Below are 11,010 nucleotides of genomic sequence, written 5' to 3'. Positions count from 1 at the left end.
TCGCTAGCCTTTTCCGTGATCACCCTGATCGAAGGTGGCGCCCTTTGGACCGAGCACCGCGCGAATCTCTGCGTTCAATGCCGCGGGAGAGGCGCCCGACGCCACGTGAAGCGAGCCGAATCCCAATGTCCCCGCCAGTGTAGCCAACCGCGGACTCGAGACGATTAGCGGTTGGTTCAACGCAACCGGGCCACACCACGTGACCAAATGTTGCAATATTTCCCCGCTGGTCACCACCAATGCGGCGAAATCGCCCTGTTCGAGCCACCCTTTGGCGGGCGAGGAGGGCGCCCGGTAATGGCGCCGGTAGAGCGCCAGGACCTCGACATCGGCCCCTCGCTCTCGCAGCCGTTCCGGCAGCAGCTCCCGCCCCGACTCGCCCCGGGCCAGCAACAGGCGCTTGCCGGCCACCGCCTTGAGCGACGCCACTTCCAGCAGTGCTTCGCTGTGCTCGCCGCTCGCCCGTGGGGGCAGGACCGCCGGCACGCCCAACTCCGTGTAAAGCCGCTCCGCAGTGGCTTCGCCGACGGCGTAGAAACGCAGCCCCTGCGGCAACTGCGGCCAGTATGACGCAATGGCCTCGGCAAGACACGTCGCCGCCTGCGGGCTGACCACGATGATGCCGTGGAACTGATCGAGATCGAGCAGTGCCGCCCGGCCGCTATCCGACAGCGCCAAGGGCTCCAGGCGCAGGATGTCGAGCGCGGCCGTCACCAGGCCGCTCCTTTCCAGCGTCCGCGCCAGGACCTCACCGCGCTCGCCAGGGCGCGTCAGCAGTACGCGGCCTGCCATCACTCGCCGCCAACGCCCCCGTAGACTTCGGCGAGGATCTCGCCGGCCCCCTGGGCCAGCAGCTCTTCCGCCACCCGGATTCCCAGCGACTCGGGCTCCATGGCCGACCCTCGGCCCTCGGCGCGCAGCACGGTCGAGCCGTCCGGATGCCCCACCAGTCCACGCAGCCAGAGCGTATCGCCATCGTTCTCGAGCATGGCGTAGCCGCCGATCGGTACCTGGCAGCCGCCATCCAGGCGCGTATTGAGCGCCCGCTCGGCACGCACCCGGGTTGCCGTCGCAGTGTGGTCCAGCGGCGCCAGCAGCGAGACCAGCTCGGCATCGTCATGGCGGCACTCGATGCCCAGCGCCCCCTGGCCGCAGGCGGGCAGGCTCTCCTCCGGCGTGAGCTCCGCGGTGATCCGGTCGGCGAGCTTGAGCCGCTCCAGCCCCGCCGTGGCCAGGATGATCGCCTCGAAATCGCCGGCGTCGAGCTTGCCCAGGCGCGTCTGGACATTGCCCCGCAGCGAGAGCACCTCGAGATCCGGCCGCCGCGCGCTGACCTGCAGGCCGCGGCGCAGGCTGGACGTCCCCACCCGCGCCCCCTCGGGCAGCGCATCGACGCTGGCGTAGGCGTTGGAGACGAAGGCGTCGGTGGGTGCCCCACTCTCCAGGATCACCGAGAGCCCGAGTCCTTCGGGGAACTGCATCGGCACGTCCTTCATCGAGTGAACGGCCAGATCCGCCCGACCGTCGAGCATCGCCTCCTCGAGCTCCTTGACGAACAGCGCCTTGCCGCCGACCTTGGCCAGTGGCGTATCGAGGATCTGGTCGCCACGGGTGGAGAGCGGCACCAGTTCGATGGTCAGGTGCGGATGATGATGTTCGAGCAGCGCCTTGACGTGTTCGGCCTGCCATAGCGCCAGGGCACTCTTGCGGGTTGCGATTCTCAATCTGTTAGCGTCGAGCACGCCATTCTCCGAGTGGGATGGACGCCCCGAAACGCCTGGGCAGGCGCTTCAGGATTCGTCATCAAGTGGGTGTTCGTCTGCGCGAACCTCATTGGCCCATGATAAAGCAGTCACCCACCGAGTAAAAACGGCGACCGGGTGCCGCGGGACAGACCTTGCATCCCGCCGTTCGACCGCGAGTTTCAGCGTCCTATGCCGACGCTGTCTCTGATACACTCGGGCAATCGTTTCGCAGTTTTCACCCGTAGACCACGCAGAGCTCGATTTTCGATGACGCAGGCAACCAACCAATCCTGGGGCGGACGTTTCAGCGAACCCACCGATGCATTCGTCGCCGCCTTCACCGCTTCGATCCCGTTCGACAAGCGTCTCTATCACCACGATATTCGCGGCTCGATCGCCCACGCCACCATGCTGGCCCGGGTCGGCGTCCTGACCGACGACGAGCGGGACCGTATCGTCGATGGCCTCAACGCCATCGAAGCGGAGATCGAACGCGGCGACGTCGAGTGGTCGATCGCCCTCGAAGACATCCACATGAACATCGAAGCGCGGCTGACCGACAAGATCGGCATCACCGGCAAGAAGCTGCATACCGGGCGCTCGCGCAACGACCAGATCGCCACCGATATCCGGCTCTACCTGCGCGACGAGATTGACGCCGTGGCCGCCGAACTCGCGCGCCTGCGCAGCGGCCTGATCGAGTTGGCCGACCGCGAGGCGGATACCATCATGCCCGGGTTTACCCACCTGCAGACGGCGCAGCCGGTGACCTTCGGCCACCATCTGCTGGCGTGGCAGGAGATGCTGACGCGGGATCACGAGCGCCTGCTCGACTGTCGCAAGCGGGTCAACGTGCTGCCGCTGGGCGCGGCGGCGCTGGCCGGCACCACCTACCCCATCGACCGCCACGTCACCGCCGAGCTGCTGGGCTTCGACCGTCCGGCGGAGAACTCGCTGGATGCGGTGAGCGATCGCGATTTCGCCATCGAGTTCACCGCCTTCGCCAGCATCCTGTTGATGCACCTGTCGCGGATGAGCGAGGAGATGGTGCTGTGGGCCAGCGCCCAGTTCGACTTCGTCGATCTGCCGGACCGCTTCTGCACCGGCTCGTCGATCATGCCGCAGAAGAAGAACCCCGACGTGCCGGAGCTGGTACGCGGCAAGACCGGCCGGGTCTACGGCCACCTGATGAGCCTGTTGACGCTGATGAAGTCCCAGCCGCTGGCCTACAACAAGGACAATCAGGAGGACAAGGAGCCGCTGTTCGACACCCTCGACACGGTCAAGGGGTGTCTGCGCGCCTTCGCCGACATGGCGCCGGCGCTGGTGGCCAAGCCGGACAACATGCTCGAGGCGGCGCGGCGCGGTTTCTCCACCGCCACCGATCTCGCCGACTACCTGGTCAGGGCCGGTGTCGCGTTTCGGGATGCCCACGAGATCGTCGGCAAGGCGGTCGCCTACGGCATCGAGCAGGGCAAGGATCTCTCCGAGATGTCGCTCGAGGAACTCAAGCGCTTCTCCGACGTGATCGGCGAAGATGTTTTCGAGGTGCTGACGCTGGAAGGGTCGGTCGCCGCCCGCAACCATATCGGTGGAACCGCGCCCGACCAGGTTCGCGCCGCCGCCCAGCGCGCCCGCGATGCGCTCGCCACGCTGCAGGAGAGCCGTCATGTCGCGTAACGCCGCACTCGCCATCGCCCTGGCCACGATGCTGCTGGCGCTCGCCGGCTGCGGCCAGAAAGGCCCGCTCTACCTGCCCGGCGACAGCGAGGCTTCGAAGACCTACGACCCGCAGGGGGATTACGAACCGTCGCAGCCAGCCTCCTCCAGGCAGACGCCCACGGAGAGCGACCCCGACGCGGCGCCTCGTCAGCCGGCAGCGCCCCAGGCAAGCCCGGCGCCGGCAGCCAACCCGCCGACCGCCGAGGAGCTGCCGTGACCTCCGACAACTTCCCCGTCCGCGATGGCGTGCTGCATGCCGAGGGCACTGCGCTGGATCAACTGGCCGAGCAGTACGGCACGCCTTGCTACGTCTACTCCCGCGCCGCCCTGACCCGGCACTTTCGGGCCTACAGCGACGCCCTGGGCGACATGCCGCACCTGGTCTGCTACGCGCTCAAGGCCAACTCCAACCTCGCCGTGCTCGACGTGCTCGCCCGGCTCGGTGCCGGCTTCGACATCGTCTCGGTGGGCGAGCTGGAGCGCGTCCTGGCGGCCGGTGGCGATCCGGCCAAGGTGGTCTTCTCCGGGGTCGCCAAGCAGGCCGACGAGATGGCACGTGCCCTGGAGGTCGGCATCAAGTGCTTCAACGTCGAATCGCGGCCGGAACTCGAGCGCCTCGATCGCGTCGCCGCCGAGCGCGGCCAGGTCGCCAACATCTCGATCCGGGTCAATCCGGACGTCGATGCCAAGACCCATCCCTACATTTCCACCGGGCTCAAGGCCAACAAGTTCGGCGTGGCCGCGGAAGAGGTGTTCGACCTTTACGCCTGGGCCGCCGAACGGCCGAACCTCAAGGTCGTGGGGCTAGATTGCCATATCGGCTCGCAGTTGACCGAACTCTCGCCCTATCTCGATGCGCTGGACCGTCTGCTCGCGTTGATCGACCGGCTCGCCGATCACGGTATCGTGATCGAGCACCTGGATATCGGTGGCGGCCTGGGCGTCACCTATCAGGATGAACGTCCGCCGGCAGCTGGCGACTTCGTCCACGCGGTGCGGGAACGCCTGCGAGGCCGTGAACTGAGCTTGCTGCTAGAGCCGGGCCGCTCCATCGCCGCCAACGCCGGCGTGATGTTGACCCGAGTCGAGTATCTCAAGCCCGGCGAGACCAAGAACTTCGCCATCGTGGATGCCGGGATGAACGATCTGATCCGGCCGTCGCTGTACCAGGCGTGGCAGCGCATCGAACGCGTCGATACCCGACCTGCGCGGCCAAGCGCCGTCTACGACGTGGTCGGTCCGATCTGCGAAAGCGGCGACTTCCTCGGCCAGGAGCGCGAACTGGCGATCGCCGAAGGGGATCTGCTGGCGGTGCGCTCGGCCGGCGCCTACGGCTTCGCCATGGCATCCAACTACAACAGCCGCGGCCGCCCTGCCGAAGTCCTCGTCGACGGCGACCGAAGCCATCTGGTACGCCGTCGCGAGAGCCTCGACTCGCTGTGGGCGCTGGAGTCGCGGCTGCCGGGGGAGAGCTGATGCTGCTGAACTTCACCAAGATGCACGGCCTGGGCAACGACTTCATGGTGGTGGACCTGATCACCCAGCGGGCTTACCTGCGGGACGACCAGATTCGTCAACTGGCCGACCGTCACTTCGGCATCGGTTTCGACCAGTTGCTGCTGGTGGAGCCGCCGCGCAAGCCGGACATGGATTTCCGCTACCGGATCTTCAACGCCGACGGCGGCGAGGTGGAGAACTGCGGTAACGGTGCCCGCTGCTTCGCCCGCTTCGTCATCGACCAGCGCCTGACCCACAAGCGCGAGTTCCAGGTCGAGACCCTGGGCGGCCCGTTATCGCTGAAGGTCGACGACGACGGCCGGGTGCGGGTCGACATGGGCACGCCCCGCTTCGCGCCGGCGGATATACCGTTCGTCGCCGATCGCGACGAAACATCGCACCATCTCGATATCGACGACCGGAGCGTCACGTTCAGCGTCGCCTCGATGGGCAACCCGCATGCCGTGTTGCAGGTCGACGACGTCGACGCCGCCCCGGTCGGTGAGCTGGGGCCGAAGCTGCAGCACCACCCCAGCTTTCCGCGCCAGGCCAATATCGGATTCATGCAGATCGTTTCCCCTCACGCCATCCGCCTGCGCGTCTACGAGCGCGGCGTCGGCGAGACGCTGGCTTGCGGGACCGGTGCCTGCGCGGCGGTGGCCTGCGGTATTCGCCGAGGCGTGCTGCAAAGCCCCGTCGACGTGGAACTTCGCGGCGGCCGCTTGACGCTCGAGTGGAAAGGCGGCGAAACACCCATCGTCATGACCGGCCCGGCCGAACGCGTCTTCGAAGGGCGCGTCGCCTTGAACTAATAAAAAGACACGGCGGGACAGGCTGCTGTCTCGTCAGGGATTCACAGGAGAACCACCGCATGTCACGCGCCCAGGTCCCCGAGCCTCGCCAGACACTGGATCCCGATCGGGTTGCCGAATGGCTGGCGCAACATACCGATTTTTTCGTCGGCCGAGAGGGACTGCTACAGCAACTCAAGGTGCCGCACCCCCATATTCCAGGCGCCGTATCACTACTGGAGCGGCTGGTGCACGATTTGCGCCACCGAGCCGAGGACGCGGAGTGGCGGCTCGAGAACCTGCTCGAGTCGGCGCGCTACAACGAGGCGCAGTATCGCCGTACCCGCGAGCTGGTGCTGGGCCTGATCGAGGCCGAGAGCGCCGACGCCCTGGCCGAGGCGCTGTCGACGCAACTGGCCGAGCGCTTCCGTACCCAGGGCATCGGGCTGTGGCTGGAGGCGCCGCCAGCCTGCCACGCCACGCCCCGGGATACCAACGCCTGGCAGCCACCCCGGTTCGCCTTGACCGACGCCGCGCGTCAGCGCCTGGAGCTGCTGCTCAATGAGCAGACCAGCCGCTGCACCACGCTCGACCGGGAGGAGTGGAAGGCCCTGCTGCCGCACTGCACCGCGCCGCCGGAATCCGGCTCCTGCGCCATTACCCGGCTGACCCAGGGGGAGTCGCTGGGCTTCCTGCTGCTGGCCAGCCACGATGGCGAACACTTCCGGGCCACCCTGGACACGCTGTTCACGGAGTATCTGGGAGAAGTGGTCAGCCGACTGCTGCGGCGTGCCGAGGTCCCCCGTGCAGGCCGCAGTTGATGCCTTTCTGAAGCGGCTGGCGCAGCGCGCCAGTCCGGCGACGGTGGATGCCTATCGCCGCGATATCGGCGGCCTGATCGGTTATCTCGAAACCCAGGACGTCCACGCCTGGCACGAGTTCGACGTGACGTTGCTGCGCCGCTATCTGGCCCACGAACGCACCCGAGGCATAGCGCCGAGAACCCTGGCGAGGCGGCGCGCCGCGCTGTCCCGCTTCGCCGATGAGCTGGTCAGACGGGGCGAGCTGGATCACAACCCGGTACAGCTGACCCAGGCGCCCCGGCAGCCGCGCCACTTGCCGAGCCCGGTGGACATCGACCTGCTCGGCCGGTTTCTGGATACGCCTCATGACGGCGACCCGCTCGAGGTACGCGACCAGGCCATGCTGGAGCTGTTCTACTCCTGCGGGCTGCGCCTGGCCGAGCTGGCGGCGCTGGATCTCTCCAGTCTCGACGAGCGTCACGTGCGGGTCGTCGGCAAGGGCGGCAAACCGCGCCAGGTACCGCTGGGCAGGCGCGCGAGCGATGCCATCCGGGCGTGGCTCGGGTTTCGCAGCGCACTGGCGGGAGAGGGCGAGACCGCGCTGTTCGTCGCCCAGCATGGGGGGCGCCTGGGTCATCGTTCGATCCAGGCCCGCCTAGCCGACACCGCCCGCAAGCGTGGCCTGCCGGAGCATCTTCATCCGCACCGGCTGCGCCACTCCTTCGCCAGCCATCTGCTGGAGTCGAGTCAGGATCTGCGCGCGGTACAGGAGCTGCTCGGCCACGCCAATCTCTCCACCACGCAGATCTACACCAGGCTGGACTGGCAGCAGCTCGCCGAGGTCTACGACAAGGCCCACCCCCGCGCCCGACGCAGGCCGGCTGCCTCCTCGGACGAGAGTTCAGACAACCGCTAGGGACCACTCGCATGCCGCTGGACGCCATCACCTTCGACCTCGACGACACGCTGTGGCACAACGGGCCGGTCATGGCCCACGCCGAGCCGACGCATTACCAATGGCTCGCCGAGCAGGTCGATGCCTTGCCCGACGCCATCGTCCGCCCGCTCACCGAGTCGTTTCCGCTCGCGGAATATCAGCGCATCCGGGCATCGCTGATGGCGCGCTTCCCGCTTAGCCGCGGCGATCATAGCTGGATTCGCGAACGTGCCATGGTCGAGCTGCTGCTCGAGCATGGCCTGTCGGATGCAACCGCCAGAGAGTGGGCGAGAGCGGGTTTCGAGCAGTTCATGGCGCTGCGTCACGACGTCTCGCTCTACCCGGAGGTCGTACCGATGTTCGACGCCTGGGCGCGTCGCTACCGGCTCGGCATCATCACCAATGGCAATGTCGACGTGCGCCGACTGGCGCTGGATCACCATTTTGACGTGATCATTCTGGCTGGCGAGATGCACGCTCCCAAGCCCGACTCACGCCCCTTCCTGACCGCCGTGGCCTCGCTCGGCACCCAGCCCTATCGCGCCCTGCACGTCGGCGACAACTGGGAGGAGGACGTGCTGGCGGCCCAGCGCCTCGGCATGCACGCGGTATGGATCGATGCCAAGAACGAGGGCGAGCGCGAACTGCCGCCGAGAGTGTACCGGGTAACGCACGTGCGGGAGTTACCGGGGATCGTGGCGAAACTGGATCAGGCGTCATTATAGCGACACGACATGTCACTTGGAGAGAGCGGTGACTGGGAGGGTGATCGCTTGGAGATCGATCCGAGTCCCAGCAGGTCACGACTGAACGAGCATTCCCCTCCGTTCCGCTCGTTATCGTGAGGGGCAAGCCCCTCACACTCCCCTTTTTGACGCCCAGAACGGCGAAATCCTGCCTCTGGGCTCGCTGAGCTCGGGTCGGCGCGAAAGGACATCCTGTCCAACCCGCCTTTTGCGACATCCCTGTCGCCAACCCCGGCTCAGCGAGCCCATCGTCAGCGCCGTCCTGAATAGGCGTCATCGGGGTGGCACATTCAGTGGGAAGTGGATTCAGTAGAGGATGCCAATCAGTGACCGAACCCGATGTCTCTCACTCGGCCATCATCCACCGATCCATCACGGAACAAGCCTGGTCCAGCCCCTGGCGCTTGAGCGCAGAGAACAGCTGCACGCTGACCAGGTCCTCCCACTCGGCCAGGCGCTGCCTGACCTGCTGCAGCGAGGCCTTGGCCGGGCCCTGTTTCAGCTTGTCGGCCTTGGTCAGCAGAATGTGCACCGGCAGCGCGCGGTCGTCCGCCATCTCCAGCAGCTGGATATCGAAATCGCTGAGCGGATGGCGCACGTCCATCAGCAGGATCAGACCGGCCAGCGAGCGGCGGCGCTGCAGATAATCGGCGAGATGGGCCTGCCACTCCTTCTTCATCGCTTCCGGCACCTTGGCGTAACCGTAGCCCGGCAGGTCGACCAGCCTGAGCTGTTCGTCGTTCTGCAGGGTGAAGAAGTTGATCAACTGTGTGCGCCCCGGCGTCTTCGAGGTCCGTGCCAGCGCCCGCTGCTGGGTCAGTGCATTGATCGCACTGGACTTGCCCGCGTTGGAGCGGCCGGCGAAAGCGATCTCGACCCCGCGATCCGACGGGCATTTGGCCAGCGTCGGCGCGCTGATCAGGAAAGTCGCGGTCTGGTAATTGCGGCGCTCGGGCGTGGCGGTCATGGTGGGCTCGATCATCTTGAGGCGTTGGCGCCGCGCAGTGTATCACGCGTACTCACCATCGGCTGAGCGCCAACGTCAGCCCCGGGGCCCGCTGTCGTCATCCCCCGGCGTCGAGCATCGGATGCCCTACGCTTTTCCGGCCATTTCTGTCAGGCTATGGGAAAGTGATCGGTAGCAGGCTAGCTAGGGAACCTCGCAGCCCTCTGAGGCTCCAACAGCCGTGGCGCGTCATCAACCGAGCCGAGGCCCCGTCGCCTGGCGGTGATTTCCTTGAAACCTGTTTCACAACAACTTATCGACCTTCAGGAGCAGTAACGCATGATCAAGTCTTTCGTGGCGCTATTGGCCGGGCTGACGTTCTCGGGCGCGGTGATGGCGGCGGACATCGTCGAGGGGCAGGACTATCAAGTCGTCGACGAACCGATGAAAACCGAGGTGCCGGCGGACCAGATCGAAGTCACCGAAGTGTTCTGGTACGGCTGCCCGCACTGCTACGCGCTGGAGAAGCCGCTCAACGAGTGGGTTGCCCAACTGCCGGACGACGTCACCTTCGATCGCATGGCAGCGCCGCTGGGTCGGGTCTGGGAGCAGCACGCCATCGCGTTCTACGCAGCCCGTCAGCTCGGCATCGAGGACGAGATGCGCCAGGACTTCATGGATGCCATCCACAAGCAGGGCAAGCGGCTGACCGACAAGGACGACATCGCCGAATTCTTCACCCACTATGGCGTCAGCAAGGAGGAAGCCCTCAAGGCGCTCGACTCCTTCGGCGTCAAGAGCGAGATCCAGCAGGCTTCGGCCAAGATGCGTGGCTACCAGTTGATGGGCGTGCCGGACCTGATCGTCGATGGCCGCTATGTGGTCACGCCCGACTCCGCCGGCTCGCTGGAAAACATGCCGAAGATTGCCAGCGCCCTGATCGAGAAAGTCCGCGAGGAACGCACCGAGAGCGAGTGACGCCATGTCTCTAGCCGTCTCGACACCTGCCAGCGAGATCGCGTCGACGTTGAAACTGCTGACCTGCAACCTGCAGGTCGGCATTCACACTTCGGCCTATCATCACTATTTCACGCGGAGCTGGCAGCACCTGCTGCCCCATCCCAAACGCAGCTCGCGACTGGATATCGTCGCCAGCACCCTGTCGGCCTACGATATCGTCGGCCTGCAGGAGGTCGACGGCGGCAGCTTCCGCTCCAGTCACGTCAACCAGGTCGAGTATCTCGCCCATCGCTCGGCGTTCGATTTTCACTTCCAGCAGCTCAACCGCAACCTCGGCCGCGTCGCCCAGCACAGCAACGGGCTGCTCTCGCGCCTGACGCCCAGCCAGGTGGACGAGCACCGCCTGCCCGGCATGCGCGGGCGCGGTGCGATCCACGCCCGCTACGGCGAAGGGCCCGATGCGCTGCACGTCTTCGTCGCTCACCTCGCGCTCAGCCAGCGTGGTCGCTTGCGCCAGTTGGACTATCTCGGCGAGATCGTCGAGCCGCTGCAACATGTGGTGGTCATGGGCGATCTCAACTGCACGCCGGAGCAGTTGCTGGCACACCCACGGTTCTGCAAGGCCCTGGACCTCAATCCGCTCAAGTCGCAGCTCAGCTATCCTGCCTGGCAACCCCGCCGCGCGCTGGACCACATCCTGCTCTCCGCATCGCTGAAGGCCGAGCAACCGCGCGTGCTGGAAGCGATGTTCTCGGATCATCTCCCCATCGCCGTGGACATCCATCTGCCGGCCGGCTGCCGCCGCAGCATCGGCCTCGCCACCGGCGCCTGACACGAAAAAGCGCCCTGTGGCGGGCGCTTTC

Annotated in this window: 11 protein-coding genes and 1 pseudogene; 9 read left to right on the top strand and 3 right to left on the bottom strand. The window is 66.3% G+C overall.

Translation table 11 applies throughout. The features are described from left to right. Positions 1–3 precede the first annotated feature (3 nt). The gene (locus AAGT95_RS07450; protein WP_342596061.1) at positions 4–792 is read right to left on the bottom strand and encodes a uroporphyrinogen-III synthase; all 789 of its coding nucleotides are present in this window, start codon (positions 790–792) and stop codon (positions 4–6) included. Beyond that, positions 792–1,742, bottom strand: a complete 951-nt coding sequence (gene hemC / locus AAGT95_RS07445; protein WP_342596060.1) for a hydroxymethylbilane synthase — start codon at positions 1,740–1,742, stop codon at positions 792–794. The genes AAGT95_RS07450 and hemC overlap by 1 nt, the downstream gene beginning before the upstream one ends. 270 nt (positions 1,743–2,012) lie before the next feature. On the opposite strand from hemC, the gene argH reads away from it, so the two are divergent. The 7 genes and pseudogenes from argH (at position 2,013) to AAGT95_RS07410 (ending at position 8,220) form a co-directional block, all read left to right on the top strand. Next, positions 2,013–3,425: an argininosuccinate lyase gene (argH, locus tag AAGT95_RS07440; protein WP_342596059.1), complete on the top strand. Its 1,413-nt coding sequence runs from the start codon at positions 2,013–2,015 to the stop codon at positions 3,423–3,425. Beyond that, positions 3,415–3,525 (top strand): annotated as a pseudogene (gene lptM / locus AAGT95_RS21645) (LPS translocon maturation chaperone LptM); the annotation flags it as partial. The gene argH and the pseudogene lptM, both read left to right, overlap by 11 nt. Before the next feature lie 155 nt (positions 3,526–3,680). Next, complete coding sequence (gene lysA / locus AAGT95_RS07430; protein ID WP_342596058.1) at positions 3,681–4,943, top strand: diaminopimelate decarboxylase; 1,263 nt, start codon at positions 3,681–3,683, stop codon at positions 4,941–4,943. Next, positions 4,943–5,776: a diaminopimelate epimerase gene (gene dapF, locus AAGT95_RS07425; protein WP_110597760.1), complete on the top strand. Its 834-nt coding sequence runs from the start codon at positions 4,943–4,945 to the stop codon at positions 5,774–5,776. Before lysA ends, dapF begins: the two co-directional genes overlap by 1 nt. A gap of 59 nt (positions 5,777–5,835) precedes the next feature. Then, entirely contained in the window at positions 5,836–6,576 is a 741-nt protein-coding gene (locus AAGT95_RS07420) for a DUF484 family protein (protein ID WP_342596057.1), read from the top strand. Next, complete coding sequence (locus tag AAGT95_RS07415; RefSeq protein WP_342596056.1) at positions 6,560–7,474, top strand: tyrosine recombinase XerC; 915 nt, start codon at positions 6,560–6,562, stop codon at positions 7,472–7,474. The genes AAGT95_RS07420 and AAGT95_RS07415 overlap by 17 nt, the downstream gene beginning before the upstream one ends. 11 nt (positions 7,475–7,485) lie before the next feature. Further along, positions 7,486–8,220: an HAD family hydrolase gene (locus AAGT95_RS07410; RefSeq protein ID WP_110597763.1), complete on the top strand. Its 735-nt coding sequence runs from the start codon at positions 7,486–7,488 to the stop codon at positions 8,218–8,220. A gap of 367 nt (positions 8,221–8,587) precedes the next feature. On the opposite strand, the gene yihA is transcribed toward AAGT95_RS07410, so the two are convergent. Further along, positions 8,588–9,208, bottom strand: a complete 621-nt coding sequence (gene yihA / locus AAGT95_RS07405; protein ID WP_342596055.1) for a ribosome biogenesis GTP-binding protein YihA/YsxC — start codon at positions 9,206–9,208, stop codon at positions 8,588–8,590. A gap of 318 nt (positions 9,209–9,526) precedes the next feature. On the opposite strand from yihA, the gene AAGT95_RS07400 reads away from it, so the two are divergent. Together AAGT95_RS07400 and AAGT95_RS07395 are read left to right on the top strand one after the other, a co-directional pair. Next, positions 9,527–10,165: a thiol:disulfide interchange protein DsbA/DsbL gene (locus AAGT95_RS07400; RefSeq protein ID WP_110597765.1), complete on the top strand. Its 639-nt coding sequence runs from the start codon at positions 9,527–9,529 to the stop codon at positions 10,163–10,165. Positions 10,166–10,169: 4 nt separating this feature from the next. Then, a complete protein-coding gene (locus AAGT95_RS07395; protein ID WP_110597766.1) occupies positions 10,170–10,979 on the top strand; it encodes an endonuclease/exonuclease/phosphatase family protein in 810 nt (269 codons plus the stop codon). Positions 10,980–11,010 lie beyond the last annotated feature (31 nt).

This window comes from Salinicola lusitanus (assembly GCF_038648475.1).
In the GTDB taxonomy this organism is placed as follows: Bacteria; Pseudomonadota; Gammaproteobacteria; order Pseudomonadales; family Halomonadaceae; genus Salinicola; species Salinicola lusitanus.
The sequence above is the reverse complement of the archived record's forward strand: the minus strand, read 5'-3'. Positions and strand labels throughout refer to the sequence as shown.

Excerpts from the sequence above, each read along its gene's own strand:
- AAGT95_RS07450 (WP_342596061.1), bottom strand. The coding sequence starts at position 792 with ATGGCAGGCCGCGTACTGCTGACGCGCCCTGGCGAGCGCGGTGAGGTC.
- argH (WP_342596059.1), top strand. The coding sequence starts at position 2,013 with ATGACGCAGGCAACCAACCAATCCTGGGGCGGACGTTTCAGCGAACCC.
- dapF (WP_110597760.1), top strand. The coding sequence starts at position 4,943 with ATGCTGCTGAACTTCACCAAGATGCACGGCCTGGGCAACGACTTCATG.
- AAGT95_RS07420 (WP_342596057.1), top strand. The coding sequence starts at position 5,836 with ATGTCACGCGCCCAGGTCCCCGAGCCTCGCCAGACACTGGATCCCGAT.
- AAGT95_RS07410 (WP_110597763.1), top strand. The coding sequence starts at position 7,486 with ATGCCGCTGGACGCCATCACCTTCGACCTCGACGACACGCTGTGGCAC.
- yihA (WP_342596055.1), bottom strand. The coding sequence starts at position 9,208 with ATGACCGCCACGCCCGAGCGCCGCAATTACCAGACCGCGACTTTCCTG.
- AAGT95_RS07400 (WP_110597765.1), top strand. The coding sequence starts at position 9,527 with ATGATCAAGTCTTTCGTGGCGCTATTGGCCGGGCTGACGTTCTCGGGC.
- AAGT95_RS07395 (WP_110597766.1), top strand. The coding sequence starts at position 10,170 with ATGTCTCTAGCCGTCTCGACACCTGCCAGCGAGATCGCGTCGACGTTG.